Raw genomic sequence first — 15,479 nt, 5'->3', positions numbered from 1 at the left:
GGCACCTTGCTAGCGTCCGGGACCAGCCGACGGGCGCCCGAGCACGGCCGCCCACCACCCACGTCGAGAGGTCCCGGTCGCATGACCAAGCGAATGTGTTGCTGCTGCTGTCGTTGACGACAGCTCCACACCCATTCGCCCTCGAGCGCGCTCCCGCGCTCACCGACCCCCGTGAGGTGCCGTTGTGGCCCCGTCCGTACAGGACCCCCGTACCCCTGCGACCGCTGAGCCTGCCGCCGACGTCTCCCCGGCCGTCGCCGCCCACCCGGCTGCCGACGACGCCGACCGCGCTGCGGGCCGCCCCAGCGGCTGGCGCGCCGTCGCGCACCGCCTCGGCCGCGACCGGGGCGCTGTCGCCGGCGCCGTCATCGTCGTGCTCACGACGCTCGTCGCACTCCTCGCCCCGCTCCTCACGCGGGCGGTCGGGGTGGACGCCTACAGCTACAACCTCGACCTCCTCGACGACCTCGGACTGCCGCTGGGACCCCTCGGGGGCGTGAGCGCCGCCCACCCCTTCGGCGTCGAGCCGCAGACCGGCCGCGACCTGTTTGCCATCGTCGTCGAGGGCACGCGCACCTCCTTCTCCATCGGCATGGGCGCGACCCTGCTGTCGATGGTCATCGCCATCGCCCTGGGCGTGAGCGCGGGGTACTTCGGCGGCTGGTGGGACGCCCTCGTCTCGCGCGTCACCGACGTCACCCTCGGCTTCCCCCACCTCATCTTCATGATCGCCGTCTCCGCGCTCATCCCGGCCACCGCCCCGCGCGTGCTCGTCATGATCGTCATCATCGGGGTCCTGGGCTGGCCGTCGACGGCACGCGTCCTGCGCAGCCGCACCCTGGCCGTGCGCGCACGCACCTTCGTCGGCGCCTCCCGGGCCATGGGCGCCAGCGAGCCGCACGTCCTGCTCACGCAGGTCCTGCCCAACCTCGTCGCCACCATCATCGTCTTCACCACGGTCTCCATCCCCGGCAAGATCACCGCCGAGGCCGCCCTGTCCTTCCTCGGCGTCGGCGTCGCCCCACCGACACCCTCCTGGGGCCGCTCCATCGGCAACGCCGTCACCTGGGTGAGCACGGACCCCTGGTACCTGCTCTTCCCCGGCGCCGCCCTCTTCCTCGTCACCCTCGCCTTCAACCTCTTCGGTGACGGCCTGCGCGACGCCCTCGACCCCAGGACCGGTGAGCACCGATGAACCGCCTGCGCTTCCTCGCCTCCCGGCTCGTCCAGACCCTCCTCGTCCTGCTCGTGGTCGCCTTCGTCACCTTCGCGATCTTCTCCCTGTGGCCCTCGGACCCGGCCAGCCTGGCCTGCGGCAAGCCCTGCACGCCCGCGAACCTCGAGCGGGCGCGCGAGCTCATGGGCTACGACGACCCCTGGTACGCGCAGTTCTGGCACTACGTCACCGGCATCGTCGCGGGCCGGACCTTCGGTTCCGGGACGGGGGCGATCGTCTGCTCCGCCCCCTGCCTGGGCTACTCCTTCCGCCTGTCGACGCCGGTGACCGAGCTCATCGCCACCCGCCTGCCCGTCACCGCCTCCATCGCGGTGGGCGCGGCCGTCCTGTGGCTGCTCATGGGAGTCGTCGCGGGCATGGTCTCCGCCCTGCGCCGTGGCACGAGGCTCGACCGCGTCATCATGACCGGCACGGTCCTGGGGGTCTCCGCCCCCTCCTACCTGCTGGGCCTGCTGGGCATCCTCCTGCTCGGCTTCACCCTCGGCCTGGTGCCGACCTCCGGCTACGTCCCGCTCACCCGGGACCCGGTGGGCTGGCTGTGGCACCTTGTCCTGCCGTGGACCGTCCTCGCGCTCATCTCCGCCGCCGTCTACGCCCGGATGGTGCGCGGCGAGGTGCTCGAGAACCTCGGTGAGGACTACGTGCGCACCGGCCGGGCCGTGGGCCTGAGCGAGCGGCGCGTCATCGGGCGCCACGTCATGCGCAACATCTCGCTGCCGGTGGTGACCTACTTCGCCCTCGACCTGGGCGGGATGCTCGGCGGCGCGGTCATCACCGAACGCGTCTTCTCCATGCAGGGCCTGGGCGCCCTGCTCATGGACGCCGTCGGCACCGTGGACGTGCCCGTCGTCATGGGCGTGACGATCGTGTCAGCCTCCTTCGTCGTCATCGCCAACCTCGTCGTCGACGCCTTCGCGGCCGTCATCGACCCGCGGGTCTAGCCCGCCCCCGCCGCGCCGCGCGGCCCCCATGCCCCGGCCTCCGGGCCGGCCCACCCATAAAGGAACCCCATACCTGTAAGGGGTATGACTCAACAGGAATGAGCACCACCATGGCACGCACCCTGAACCCCAGCCGCCGCAGCCTCCTCGCCGGCGCAGGGCTTTCCGCCCTCGCCCTCACGCTCGCCGCCTGCGGGGCCAGCTCCACCGGGTCCTCCTCCACCTCCGGCAGCGCGGGCAGCGCCGAGGTCTCCCCCGGTGGCCGCCTGGGCATCCTCACCTCTGGCACCGACATCAACTGGGACCCCGCCAAGAGCCAGTCGATGCCCGTGACCTCCCTCGTCCTCGTCCACCGCCGGCTCACCACCTGGTCCCTGAGCGAGGGGTCCGAGGTCGAGGTCGTCGCGGACCTCGCCACCGACACCGGCACCGTCTCCGAGGACGGCCTGTCCTGGACCTACACCCTCAAGGACGGGCTCTTCTTCGAGGACGGCACGGCCATCACCTCCGCGCACGTCAAGTACGGCCTCGAGCGCTCCTTCGCTCCCGCCCTCGCCGGGGGCCTGGGCTACCACAAGACCCTCCTGGCCGGCACCGAGGGCTACGAGGGCCCCTTCGACGGCGCCCACCTCGACTCCATCGAGACCCCGGACGACAAGACGATCGTCTTCCACCTCAGGCAGACCTACGGCGACTGGCCGTGGATCGTCGCCCAGCCCGCCTTCTCCCCGGTGCCCGAGGACAAGGACGACGTCGCCACCTACGCGCGCACGCCCATCGCCTCCGGCCCCTACCGGGTCGAGCAGTACTCCACCGGCGTCTCCGCCACCCTCGTGCGCAACGAGCACTGGTCCGCCGACACCGACGATGTCCGCCTCGCCCTGCCCGACACCATCGTCTTCGAGCTCGGCCAGGACGAGTCGACCTCCATCCAGCGCATTATCGCCTCCGCCGGCGACGACGCCCACGCCTTCTGCGCGGACCGTGTCGCCGCCGCCCAGCTCGCCCAGGTCTCCGGCAACGCCGAGGCCGCCGAGCGCCTGGCGACCCCCGCCGAGGGCGGCCCGCTGCAGTACCTGGCGATCAACACCGAGCGTGTCACCGACGTCGAGGTCCGCCAGGCGATCTCCCGGGCCGTGGACAAGACCGCGGTCGTCTCCGCCCTGGGAGGCCAGCTCGGGGCCTCCGCGGCCACGACCTACATCGCCCCCGGCATCCCCGGGCGTGTCGAGTACGACCTGTACCCGACCGATGTCGAGGCCGTGGCCGCCACCCTGGCGGGCAAGGAGGTCGGCGAGCTCATCCTCCTGGCCGCCAACGACACCGCCACCCAGGCGGTCGCCCAGGCGGTCCAGCAGGCCCTGACCGAGGCGGGCCTGAGGGTGACCATCGACCCGCAGGAGTCCGAGGTGGTCTCCGAGCGCGCCACCCAGGGCGACGGCTCCACCTACGACCTCGCCATCGGCTCGTGGAACGCCGACTTCCCCTCCGCCAGCGCCTACATCCAGCCGCTGTTCGCCTCCTCGGAGATCGGGGGCGGCGGCTACAACATCTCTCGCTACTCCGACCCCGAGGTCGACGCCGCCATCGAGGAGGCCATCGCGACGCTCGACCCCGCCGAGGCCGGGGCCAAGTGGGCCGCCATCGACCAGCGGGTCGCCGCCCAGGCGCCTGTGGTGCCGCTGGCCAACCGCCGCAACAGCTTCCTGGCGGGCTCGGGCGTGACGGACTTCTTCGTCGAGTCCTACCCGGCGTACCCCAACTACCTCGTCGTCGGGGTGAGCGCCTGATGGGCGGGGAGGAGGCCCGGACCCACCCCCACGGCCCGGCCGGCCAGGTGACGACCCAGGCGCTGGGCGGCCCGACGGGTCCCGCCCTCAGCCTGCGCGGCCTCGGCGTGTCCTTCGTGGGAAGCCCCCGCCCCGCCAGCGCCGACGTCGACCTCGACCTCCTGCCCGGACGCGTCCTCGCCCTCGTCGGCGAGTCCGGCTCGGGCAAGTCGGTCACCGCCATGGGGGCGCTGGGCCTCCTCCCCCCGACCGCCACCGTCTCCGGCTCCGCCCTGCTGGCCCAGGACGGGTCCAGGGCCACCGAGCTCGTGGGCGCCTCGCGCCGCGTTCTCGACGACGTGCGCGGGCGCCTCGTCGGCACCGTCTTCCAGGAGCCGACCACCGCCCTCGACCCGCTCGAGACCATCGCCTCCCAGGTCGGCGAGGCGGTGCGCGCCCACGAGGGTCGCCTGCGCCGTCGGGACCTGGCGCCCCGGGTCCTCGGCCTGCTCTCACGCGCCGGCCTGGGCGAGGGGGAGGACCTGGCCCGCATCGCCCGCTCCTACCCGCACCAGCTCTCCGGCGGCCAGCTCCAACGCGCCTGCATCGCGCTGGCCATGGCCTGCGGGCCACGGGTCCTCATCGCCGACGAGCCGACCACCGCCCTCGACGTCACCGTCCAGGCCGGGATCCTCGACCTGCTGCGCGAGCTCACCCGCACGGGCGTCGCCGTCCTGCTCATCACCCACGACATGGGCGTGGTCGCGGACGTGGCCGACGACGTCGCCGTCATGCGCCACGGGCGGGTCGTCGAGCGCGGCGAGGTCCGCGAGGTCTTCCACCGCCCCCGACACCCCTACACGCGCCAGCTCCTCACCGCCGTCCCGCGCCTGGACTCCCTGCGCCAGGAGAACCCCTTCGAGGCGGTCGCCCGCGAGCGCGCGCCACGCGAGGAGGGCGTGGACAACGTCGTCGAGGTCACGGACCTCAACGTCATCTACCGCAACGGGCGCCGCCGGGTCCACGCCGTCCACGACGTCAGCCTCACCATCGCGCCCGGGGAGGTCCTCGGCCTCGTCGGCGAGTCCGGCTCCGGCAAGTCGACCATCGCCACCGCCCTCACGGGCCTCGTGCCCGTGGCCTCCGGCTCGGTGCGAGTAGGCGGCGTCGAGGTCGCCGGCGCCGGGCGCAGGGACCTCCTGGAGGCCCGGCGCAGCACCGGCGTCGTCTACCAGAACCCGGCCTCCTCACTCAACCCGCGCCGCACGGTCGGCTCCTCGGTCGCCGAGCCGCTCGTCATCCACGGCGGGCTCAGCGCCCCGGTACGCCGCCGGCGCGTCCTCGAGCTGCTCGACGCGGTGCACCTGCCCGCCTCGATGTCCGAGCGCTACCCGCACGAGATGAGCGGGGGCCAGCGCCAGCGCGTCGCCATCGCCCGCGCCCTGGCCCTGGACCCCCGCCTGGTCATCGCCGACGAGCCGACCAGCGCCCTGGACGTCTCCGTCCAGGCGGTCGTCCTCGACCTGCTGCGCGCTCTCCAGCACGAGCTCGGCTTCGCCTGCCTCTTCGTCTCCCACGACCTCGCCGTCGTCGACTCCGTGGCCGCCCGCACCCTCGTCCTGTCGCAGGGCAGGGTCGTCGAGGAGGGGGTCACCGAACAGGTGCTCGCCCGCCCGCAGCAGGACTACACGCGCCGCCTCGTGGCGGCCGTGCCCGTGCCGGACCCCGACATCCAGGCGGCCCGCCGCTCACGGCGGCGGGCCGCCTGAGGGGCCGGTCCGGGCAGCCGGCGCCGCGGGAGGTTCCGCCTGACGGGAAAAGCGTGGCGCGCTCGCGGCCCAGGCCCCACCATGGAGACGCGCCCCACCGGGGCCCCGCGACACCGCCGAGTCCTGGAGGACATCATGGCCATCGCCACCTCGCACCGCTTCACCGCCGGGGACCTCACCCCCGAGCCGGGCCGCTACCGGCTCGTCGCCTCCGGCTCCTGCCCCTGGTGCCGCCGGGTGCTCATCGCCCGCCGCCTGCTGGGCCTGACCGAGGCCCTGCCCGTCTCCTGGTGCTACGGGCGCGGCGAGGACGGCTACTGGGAGCTGACCGACGCCAGCGGGGAGCCCGGCACCGACCCCGTCCTCGGGGCGCGCTCGCTCGCCGAGGTCTACGCGGCCACGCCCGGCCACGAGGACCCGCTCACCATCCCCGCGCTCGTGGACACCACCACCGGGCAGGTGGTCTGCGACGACTCCGGCGACCTGCTCCTCGACCTCGCCACCGCCTGGTGGGACCTGCACGCGGCCGGCTCCCCGGACCTGTACCCCCTGGACCGGCGCCACTCGACGGACGCCTGGGACGCCTGGGTCGGCGAGCACGTCAACCGGGCCTACGGCGTCGCCACCCACGCTGAGGACGAGGAGGTCGCCGAGGCCGCCGCCCACGAGATGCTCGTGGCCCTCGACGTCATCGACACGGTCCTCGCCCGCGCCACCCGCATGGAGGCCTCACGGGAGGCGGGCCTGACGATCCAGGACGCCCCGCCGCTGTCCGCCGTCATCGCCGTCGGCCAGTACCTGTGCGGCGACCAGCCCACCGGCAGCGACATCCGCCTGTTCACCACGCTGCAGTCCTACACCTACGGCGGCCGCCGCCACATGCCGGGCGGGGACGCGCCCTCGCTGTCCTTCTGGCCGGCACTGGCCCGCTGGTTCCGGGCCCTGGAGGCCCGCCCCGGCTGGGTCGGGGCCGAGGAGCGCAGCGCCCTGGGGCTGTGAGGCGGACTCAGCGCGTGAGGACCGGGTTGTACAGCAGCCGGTTGGGCGTCGTCGGGCACTCCTCACCCACCGCCATCGGCGCGATGAGCCGGTCCGCCCGCAGGTCCTCCAGCCGCTCCACCACACGCTCGCGCAGGCTCCACGGGTCGATCGTGTTGAGATAGATCTTCGTGCCGCCCTCGAAGCCCGCCAGCGTGGACACGCGCCACTTGAGCGTCACGTGCCACGGCATCGACTGGTCGACGTCGATGGGCCGGTGGTGCCACTCCTCGTTGCAGGGCACGCCCGCGCCCGTCGCCGCGTGCAGGGCGTGCAGCAGGTCGGACACGGCGTCGACCTCCTCGCGGCTCATGAGCCACGGCTCGCAGACCGGCGACGTCGAGTACACCTCCAGCGTCGGGTAGCGGTGGCCGAAGCCCGCGAAGGCCACCGCGTGCTCGTTCGAGGCCACCAGCAGCCCGTTGTAGGCCGCGTAGTCCACCCCCATCTCGTTGTAGATGTTGGGGTTCGCCCGCACCCGCTGCAGCTCGAGCTGGCTGGAGACCCCGCGTTCGTCGATCCCCACGAGCTGCTTGTGCAGGTGGTCGAAGGACGCCCCCGCCGGCCGCAGCCAGTTCTGGAAGACCGCCACGTAGCGCACCCACCGGTTGGCCTCGTACAGGCTCTGCGCCGACTGCACCGCCAGGCGCGTGTACGCCCGGTGCTCCGCCACGCTCAGCGTGCCCGAGCTCGCCAGGCCCGAGGAGTCGACGGCGTCGTCCGTGTAGTGGCGCCGGGCGATGATGACGTCGTGGCCGGAGGCGAAGAAGGGGGCCGCGTAGGCGCGCTGCTCGGCCGCGCTCATCGCCTCCCAGCGGGCGGGGTCCTGGCCCGAGGCCCGCAGCTTGGTGCGGGCCACCCGGCTCACGTGCTCGTGCCCGGCCGGCTCGGCCAGGTAGGCCTCCATGCGCTCGCGGGCCGTGTCCGGCAGCTCGTAGCCGTGGTTGGCCCGCCAGTAGTCGAAGGACAGGATCTCGAAGAGGTTCGGGACCCGGCGGAAGGCCGCCACCGTCTCGAAGAGCGCCGAGGCCGGAAGGGTATCGACCCGCTCGAAGGAGCCGTCCGCCCGGGCGACGACCCGGGCCTTCTCCGGCGGCGTCTCCAGGTAGTGCTCGCAGCAGAAGGCGCAGGTGCCCGTGCGCTCGTGGGGCTCGAGGTCATGGACCTCGGCGACGGGGTGGGAGATCGGCCGGTTGCCGCGACCCGGCACGGTCCACACCTCGGTCCCCGTGAAGGGGCTGACCTGCTTGACCGTGCCGTCCGCCAGCCGGGTGAGCGGCTCGGCGGAGGGAAGGTAGGGCATGAGGGTCACCATGGGGACATTGTGGCCCGGGGGCGCCGACGGCGGGCGGCTTAGGCCCGGCAGGCCCCCCGGGACCGGTACGGGAAGCCGGTGCCGCCGTGGGCCGGCTCAGTCGACGGTGCGGATCCGGTTCACGCACAGGCCGCCGACGACGCAGGCCAGGGCGGCCATGACGTACAGGCTCGTGTACCCGCCCAGGTGGGTGACGACCGGCGCCGCCAGGACGGGGGCGAGCACCTGCGCCCCCGCGGAGGCGATGTTGATGATCCCCAGGTCGCGGGCCTCGTCGCCCGAGCTCGGCAGCACCTGCGTCACCAGGGCGAAGTCCACGCTCGTGAAGGCGCCGAAGCCGATGCCGAGGATGACGGCGCCCACGGTCGCCCCGGTCATCGTCTGGACGGTGGCCAGGACCAGGGCCGCCAGCCCGGTCAGGAGCGCGGCGGCGATGACGAAGGGCTTGCGCCGGCCCAGGCGGTCGGACCAGACCCCGCCGGCGACGGTGGAGACGAAGACGGCGAGCGCGTAGATGATCGTCAGGCGCAGCGCCCCGCCGGTCGCCTCGTCCGGTGTCAGCCCGACGGCGTCCATGAGGTAGTAGAGCAGGTACAGGGTCCCGGTGGAGCTGCCGAGGTTGACGAGGAAGCGCGTCACCCACGCCCAGCCGAAGTCGGGGTGGCGGCGCAGGGGCGGGACGAAGCCGCGCAGCACGTCCAGCAGCGACTCCTGGCGCCGCTCGCCCACCAGGCGCAGGTCGCGGGCGTTGAGCACGTGCGGCACCCCCAGGGCGACCACCATGGCGGCCAGGACCAGGTAGCCGGTGGACACGCCACCGGCCATCGCGGCGACGCCGGCGCCCAGGACCAGGCCGGCGGTCTGGGCGACCCCGATGAACCCGGAGACGGTCCCGCGCCGCGACTCGGGCACCTGGTCCGCCACCGAGGCGTTGAGGGCCGCGTAGGCGGCGTTGAGGAAGGCCTGCACGAGGCACCAGCCCAGGACCATGACCGGCACCGTCGTCGCGACCGACAGGACGACCAGACCCACCGTGCCGAGGACGAGCCCGCCGGCGATCCACGGCAGGCGGCGCCCGAGGCGCGAGCGCGTGCGGTCGCTCAGGGCCCCGAAGACGGGGTTGCCGAGGGTGGAGACAAGGGCCCCCAGACCGGTGACGAGGGACAGGGTCGCCTCCTTGTGCCCCGGTGCCAGCTGGGCGGCCTGGAGTCCAAGGAGGACCTGGATGGGGCCGAACCAGGCGGAGAACAGGCCCAGCATCGTGAGAGTGAGGGTGAGGGACCAGGAGGCGGGGGGCGTCGTCGTCGGCTTGTCGGCGGTGACGACGCCGCGTGCGGTCAGGGCGGGCACGAGCGCACCTTAGGCCCCCGGGGCGCGGCCCGATGAGGCCCGGCGCGCCCGCGCGCCACAGCGCCCCGCTAGGCTTCCCCCGCGCACCCCGCCCGGAAGGAGCCGCCCGTGGGACAGTCCTTCGTCTCCCTCTTCCTCATCATGGTCGTCGCGTTCCTCGCGCCGCTCGTCTCGCGCGTCGTGCCCCGGCGGATCGTCCCGGACACGGTCCTGCTCATCCTCGGCGGCGTCCTCATCGGCCCCAGCCTGCTGGGGGCGGCGACCATCACGACCTCCGTCGAGTTCCTGCGCGAGCTCGGCGTCGCCTTCCTCTTCCTCATGGCCGGCTACGAGATCGACGTCAACGAGCTGCGCGGCCCCGGTGGGCGCCACGCCGTGGTCGCCTGGACGGGCTCGCTCGTGCTGGCCTTCGCGGCCGTCAGCGTCATCGGTGTGGCGGGAGGTCTCCTGAGCGTCAACGGCATCGCCATCGCCATCGCCATGACCTCGACGGCGATCGGCACCATCCTGCCGATCCTGCGCGAGCGGGGGCTGATGCCCACGGCGGTGGGCGCCTCCATCCTCAACCACGGGGCCGTCGGGGAGGTGGGGCCGGTCATCCTCATGGCCCTGCTGCTGGGCTCGCGCTCGACCTGGCGGTCGGCGGTGGTGCTCGCCGTCTTCCTGGCCGTCACGCTCCTCATCATCCGTTTCACGGAGGGGGTCAAGCGCCTGGGCAAGCGGCTCGTGGACGCCATCCACCTGGGCGGCTCGACGACGGCGCAGACCACCGTGCGCCTGACCGCCGTCCTGCTCGTGGGGCTGTGCACGCTGGCGGAGGTCTTCCACCTCGACGTCGTCCTGGGGGCCTTCGCCGCCGGGTTCATCCTGCGCTACGCGGTCCCCGACGGCGACGCCGAGCTCGAGGAGAAGCTCGACGGCCTCGCCTACGGGTTCTTCGTGCCGATCTTCTTCGTCTGCTCCGGCATGGGCATCGAGCTGGCGCTCGACCGCGACTCCCTCGGCCAGATCGGGGCGGTCCTCGTGCTGCTCGTGCTCGTGCGGGGGCTGCCCGTGTGGGTGGCGGCGAGCGCCGAGCGCCGCACCGACGGCGCTCGCGTGTTCTCCCTGCGCCAGTCCACGCAGGTGGCTGTCTACTCCACGACGGCCCTGCCGATCATCGTCGCCGTGACGCAGGTGGCCGTGGACTCCGGCGCCATGAGCCAGGCCGTCGCCTCCTCGCTCGTCCTGGCCGGCGCGGTGAGCGTGCTCGTCATGCCGGTGCTCGGCCTGCTGCTGCAGAGCGAGGAGGACAAGGTCCCCGCGGTCGAGGCCCTCGGCGTCGTCCAGGGGCCCTCGACCCAGGCCGAGGCGGGCCTGGAGGAGCGGGGGCTCACGCACGCCGAGGCCCAGCACCTGGCGCAGCGGCTGGCGGACATCGAGGAGGAGCGGCGCCTGTGGCGTGAGCAGGTGCGCGCGCACCTGACGCACCGCACGCACTGAGGCCGGGGCGCCGGGGCGGAGGGGCTGTGCTCGTCGTCCTCCACGTGTCAGTGGCGCCTCGTAACCTGGCCCCGTGGCGCGCGAGATCACCGAGGAGGACTGGCCCGCCCGCGTGAGCGACGAGCAGGTCGTGGTGCGGGTCGGCGGCCAGGCCTTCCTGCGCGGGCGCCGCTACGCCGACGAGGGGTGGGTCCTGAGCGTGTCCGTCTCCGCCGGAGGCGACATCCTCATGGCCCAGGTCCGCGGCAGCGGGCGCACCTACCAGACGATGCTCCACGTCACCGGCCACGGCGAGCAGCCCATCTGGAGCGGCTCCTGCTCCTGCCCCGTGCGCACCGACTGCAAGCACACCGTCGCCCTCCTGCTCACCGCCCGCGCCCAGGCCCTGGCCCCCGGCGCCACCGAGGACTGGCAGGCGCAGCTCGACGAGCTCCTGCGCGTGAGCGAGCGCCCCACCCGGGCCCTGGCGCTGGAGGTGGCCGAGGACCCGCGCGGGTGGAGCCACGGGCTCACCCTCCTGCCCCTCATCGAGGGCAGGCAGGGCTGGAACAGGCGCGGCGCCGCCTGGGGCACGGTGCTCGGCGGCGGGCTGAGGGACGAGGTCGCCCCCGAGGTGCTGGAGCCCGTCCAGGAGGTCGGCCGCATGTCCCCGGCCGGCTTCTACTACGAGGACGAGCGCGTGAGCCTCGACGACGTCCCGCCTCGCGTCTGGGACGCCCTGCGCCGCGCCGTCGCCGCGGGCCTGACCCTCACCACCGCCCAGCGCGGCGGCACGCCGGTCCTCATCCAGCCGGGCCTGCGCGCCGGGGTGGGCATCGAGCGCCAGGAGGACGGCTCCCTCGTCATCCTCCCCGAGGTCGACACCTCCCGGGTCGAGGCGCTGCGCCAGGCCCACCCGGGCAACGGGCCCGCCCTCGATCTTGAGCCGGTCGGGCAGCCGGTCCACGCCTTCGCCGCCTCCACCCCGGACCGGCTCGTCCTCATGCCGGTCGACCCCGCCCCGGACGAGGTCCTCGCCCGCCTGCTCGCGGACCCCGAGCGCCGCGTCGTCGTGCCCGAGGTGGACGTGCCCCGCTTCGAGTCCGAGCACCTGCCGCGGCTGGTGCGCGCCGTGCCCGTGCTCCGGGTGGGCGAGGGCGTCGCGGTGCCCGAGCCCGCCGTCGTCACCCCGGTCCTGCGGGTGACGGTCGACGGCGCCACCCACCGGGCCCGCACCGACTGGCTCATGCGCTACCTCACGCCCGGCGGGGAGCTGCGCCGCGAGGTCCTGCTGGGCGACCTCGGTGCCGAGGGGGCTGAGGGGGACGGGGCGGGCAGGCGGGAGCGCCCACCCGCCCGTGAGGTCGCCCGCCCGGTCCCCCGGGACCTGACCGCCGAGCGGCGCGCCGCCCGCCAGGCGCTCTCCGGGCTCATCCCCCTGGCGGCCGAGCACGGCCTCCTGTGGCACTCCAGGCGCATGAGCGGCATCGAGACCGCCCGCTTCATGGTCCGCAGCCTGCCGGTGCTCCAGGCGCTGGACGGCCTCGAGGTCGAGGTCGTCGGAGACGTCCCGGACTACCGTGCCGCCGAGGGCGAGCTCGTCGTCTCGACGCAGGTGAGCGAGGAGGAGGACCGGCCCGACTGGTTCTCCCTGCGCGTGCGCGTGCACGTCGGCGAGGACCAGGTGCCCATCGAGCGCCTCATCGCCGCCGTGGCCAACGGGGACAAGGAGATCCTCCTCGACTCCGGCGCCTGGGTCGAGGTGGACCGCCCCGAGGTGCACCGGCTCGCGGCCCTCATGGAGCAGGGGCGCGAGCTGGCCGAGCCGCACGCCAAGGACCCGGGTGCCATGAGCGTGACCGCCTACCAGGCGGGCTACTACGCCGAGCTGGTGGAGATGGGGGTCGTGGGCGAGACCGCGCAGCGCTGGCGCGAGAGCGTCGAGCGCCTCCTGGCGGTGGTGGAGGGCGGGGCCGGTGCGCTCGGGGAGACGGAGCAGACCGGGCCCGGGCAGCCCGGCGGCGCCTCGCCGTCGGCTCAGGGGGCCCTGGCCCTCGACGCCCCCGCCCCGCAGGGCCTGCGCGCCGGCCTGCGCCCCTACCAGCTCGAGGGCTACCGCTGGCTGCACCTGCTGCGCGGCGCGGGCCTGGGCGGCGTGCTCGCGGACGACATGGGGCTGGGCAAGACCGTGCAGGTCCTCGCCGAGGTCCAGCAGATGGTCGAGGAGGCCGACGGGCCCCGCCCGCCGGTGCTCGTCGTCGCCCCCACGAGCGTCGTCGGGGCCTGGGTGGAGCAGGCCCGGCGCTTCTGCCCGGACCTGGACGTGCGTGCCGTCACCCGCACCCGTGCCGCGCGCGGCACCGCGCTCGAGCAGGAGACCGACGGCGCGGACCTCGTCGTCACCAGCTACACGATCGTGCGCCTGGACGAGGAGGCCTGGGCCGGCGCCGACTGGTCCTGGGTGGTGCTCGACGAGGCCCAGTTCATCAAGAACCACGCCTCCGCCACCTACCGGGCCGTGCGGCGCCTGCGCACGCCCTGCGCCCTGGCGGTCACCGGCACGCCGCTGGAGAACTCCCTCATGGACCTGTGGAGCCTGCTGAGCGTCAGCGCCCCCGGCCTGCTGCCCGGGCCCGAGCGCTTCAACGACCTCTACCGGCGCACCATCGAGCGCGGGGGAGCAGCGGGCTCGCGGAGGCTGGCGGACCTGCGCCGGCGCATCGGCCCCTTCATGCTGCGCCGCACCAAGGAGCAGGTCGCCGCCGACCTGCCGGTCAAGACCGAGCAGGTGCTGAGCGTCGAGCTCAGCCCCGCGCACCGGCGCGCCTACGAGCTCAGGCTCATCCGCGAGCGGCAGAAGGTCATGGGCCTGCTCGAGGACGACACCGCCCAGGCCCGCTTCTCCGCCCTGCGCTCGCTGACCATCCTGCGCCAGATGGCGCTCGACCCCGCTCTTGTCGCGCTGGACGAGCAGGACGGGGAGCAGGCCGGTGGGACCACCCGGCGCCGGCCCGCGGCGAAGGCAGGGCTGCTGCTCGAGACCCTGGGGCCCGTCATCGCCGAGGGGCACAAGGCCCTCGTCTTCAGCCAGTTCACGCGCTACCTGCGCAGCGTCCAGGAGGTCCTCGAGGGGGCCGGCCTGCGCGTGCTCTACCTCGACGGCTCCACCTCGGACCGCGACGGCGTCATCTCCCGCTTCCGGGCGGGTGAGGGCGACGTCTTCCTCGTCTCGCTCAAGGCCGGGGGATTCGGCCTGACCCTCACCGAGGCCGACTACGTCTTCCTGCTCGACCCGTGGTGGAACCCGCAGGTGGAGGAGCAGGCGGTCGACCGCGTGCACCGCATCGGCCAGGACCGGCCGGTGCTCGTCTACCGGCTCGTGTGCGCGGGCACCATCGAGGAGAAGGTCATGGCCCTCAAGGAGAGGAAGGCCGACCTCTTCGCCCGTGTCATCGAGGGCGGCGAGGCGCCGGCACGGACCTCGCTCACGGCCGAGGAGATCCGCGAGCTGCTTCAGGGGTGAGAGGGCCCCGGCCGTCACGCTTCCTGAGCACAATGCCCACATGATCATCCGCCCAGCCACCCGCGAGGACCTGCCCGCGCTGCGGGCCCTGTCCATCGAGACCTTCTGCCAGACCTTCGCCCGCCTCTACACCCCCGAGGACCTGGAGGCCTTCCTCGCCGAGACCTACTCCGAGGCCGCCCTCACCGCTCTTCTCGACGACCCCGCCCACCGCTTCCTGCTGTGCGAGGAGGAGGACGACGGCGCGGCCACGGCTGTCGGCTACGTGCTCGCCGGCCCCTGCGACCTCGAGCACGAGGACGTGCGCCCCGGCGACGGCGAGGTCAAGCGCCTCTACCTGCGCCGCACCCACCAGGGCGGTGGCCGTGGCGCCGCCCTCATGGACGCGGCGATGCAGTGGCTCCTGGCCGACGGCCCGCGCGTGCTGTGGCTCGGCGTGTGGGAGGACAACGTCGGTGCCCAGCGCTTCTACCAGCGCTTCGGCTTCACGCAGGCCGGTGAGCACGTCTTCCTCGTCGGCGCCCACGAGGACCGCGACCTCGTCTACCGCCGCCCCGCCTGAGCCGCCCGGGCACCACAGGCTCCGGCCGTGACACCCCTGTCCACAGGTGCGCCCAGGCGCGGTGCGCCCCAGGACGCCGCCGGGCCACTCTGAGCAGGCGGGCAGGCCGCCCGCGGACGACGGAGCCGGCACAGGGCCGCCGTCGCTCACCCTGAGGAGGAGACATGCCCACCACCACCCACGCCACTCACTCGCGCCGCTTCCTGGACGCCGTGCGCACCTCATGGCTGCTGGCCCACCCCGCGGACGGCGGCCGGACCGCCCCGGACGGCAGCAGCGACCCCGGCCAGGAGGCCGGCATGGCCACCGCCGAGTACGCCATCGGCACGCTCGCGGCAGCGGCCTTCGGGGGCCTGCTGCTCGCCGTCATCCGCTCCGGCTCCATCGGCGGGCTCATCCAGAGCCTCATCGAGTCGGCCCTCTCGATCGGCTGAGCCGTGCGCCGGGCCTGGGGGACCCCACGGGCGCGGTGCGAGCAGGACGGGCGGGCGCGAGGGCGCACGCCCCGAGGCGG

The 15,479-nt window shown here is 73.9% G+C and carries 11 protein-coding genes; 9 read left to right on the top strand and 2 right to left on the bottom strand.

Going from position 1 to position 15,479, the window contains the following annotated elements; translation table 11 throughout:
* Positions 1-184: 184 nt before the first annotated feature.
* From H6X67_RS11985 to H6X67_RS03695, 5 genes are all read left to right on the top strand, one after another.
* Complete coding sequence (locus tag H6X67_RS11985) at positions 185-1,195, top strand: ABC transporter permease (RefSeq protein WP_249369031.1); 1,011 nt, start codon at positions 185-187, stop codon at positions 1,193-1,195.
* On the top strand, positions 1,192-2,178 hold the full coding sequence (locus tag H6X67_RS03710; protein WP_249369030.1) for an ABC transporter permease: 987 nt from the start codon (positions 1,192-1,194) through the stop codon (positions 2,176-2,178). The genes H6X67_RS11985 and H6X67_RS03710 overlap by 4 nt, the downstream gene beginning before the upstream one ends.
* A gap of 110 nt (positions 2,179-2,288) precedes the next feature.
* Entirely contained in the window at positions 2,289-3,968 is a 1,680-nt protein-coding gene (locus H6X67_RS03705) for an ABC transporter substrate-binding protein (RefSeq protein ID WP_249369029.1), read from the top strand.
* Complete coding sequence (locus H6X67_RS03700) at positions 3,968-5,716, top strand: dipeptide ABC transporter ATP-binding protein (RefSeq protein ID WP_249369028.1); 1,749 nt, start codon at positions 3,968-3,970, stop codon at positions 5,714-5,716. The genes H6X67_RS03705 and H6X67_RS03700 overlap by 1 nt, the downstream gene beginning before the upstream one ends.
* 135 nt (positions 5,717-5,851) lie before the next feature.
* On the top strand, positions 5,852-6,715 hold the full coding sequence (locus tag H6X67_RS03695) for a glutathione S-transferase C-terminal domain-containing protein (protein ID WP_249369027.1): 864 nt from the start codon (positions 5,852-5,854) through the stop codon (positions 6,713-6,715).
* Between the two features lie 7 nt (positions 6,716-6,722).
* On the opposite strand, the gene H6X67_RS03690 is transcribed toward H6X67_RS03695, so the two are convergent.
* Together H6X67_RS03690 and H6X67_RS03685 are read right to left on the bottom strand one after the other, a co-directional pair.
* Entirely contained in the window at positions 6,723-8,069 is a 1,347-nt protein-coding gene (locus H6X67_RS03690; RefSeq protein WP_249369026.1) for a DUF4921 family protein, read from the bottom strand.
* A 96-nt stretch (positions 8,070-8,165) separates the two neighbouring features.
* Positions 8,166-9,419 (bottom strand): MFS transporter, encoded by a 1,254-nt coding sequence (locus H6X67_RS03685; RefSeq protein ID WP_249369025.1) that lies wholly within the window; start codon positions 9,417-9,419, stop codon positions 8,166-8,168.
* Positions 9,420-9,527: 108 nt separating this feature from the next.
* On the opposite strand from H6X67_RS03685, the gene H6X67_RS03680 reads away from it, so the two are divergent.
* The 4 genes from H6X67_RS03680 to H6X67_RS03665 all read left to right on the top strand — a co-directional run bounded on the left by H6X67_RS03680 (position 9,528) and on the right by H6X67_RS03665 (position 15,399).
* Positions 9,528-10,901, top strand: a complete 1,374-nt coding sequence (locus tag H6X67_RS03680; RefSeq protein WP_249369024.1) for a cation:proton antiporter — start codon at positions 9,528-9,530, stop codon at positions 10,899-10,901.
* A gap of 73 nt (positions 10,902-10,974) precedes the next feature.
* On the top strand, positions 10,975-14,403 hold the full coding sequence (locus H6X67_RS03675) for a DEAD/DEAH box helicase (RefSeq protein WP_249377042.1): 3,429 nt from the start codon (positions 10,975-10,977) through the stop codon (positions 14,401-14,403).
* A 40-nt stretch (positions 14,404-14,443) separates the two neighbouring features.
* Entirely contained in the window at positions 14,444-14,965 is a 522-nt protein-coding gene (locus tag H6X67_RS03670; protein WP_250649263.1) for a GNAT family N-acetyltransferase, read from the top strand.
* A 164-nt stretch (positions 14,966-15,129) separates the two neighbouring features.
* Positions 15,130-15,399: a DUF4244 domain-containing protein gene (locus H6X67_RS03665; protein WP_249369060.1), complete on the top strand. Its 270-nt coding sequence runs from the start codon at positions 15,130-15,132 to the stop codon at positions 15,397-15,399.
* Positions 15,400-15,479 lie beyond the last annotated feature (80 nt).

The organism is Actinomyces sp. AC-20-1 (assembly GCF_023369555.1).
Lineage (GTDB): Bacteria > Actinomycetota > Actinomycetes > Actinomycetales > Actinomycetaceae > Actinomyces.
This window is presented reverse-complemented; position numbering and strand designations above follow the sequence as displayed.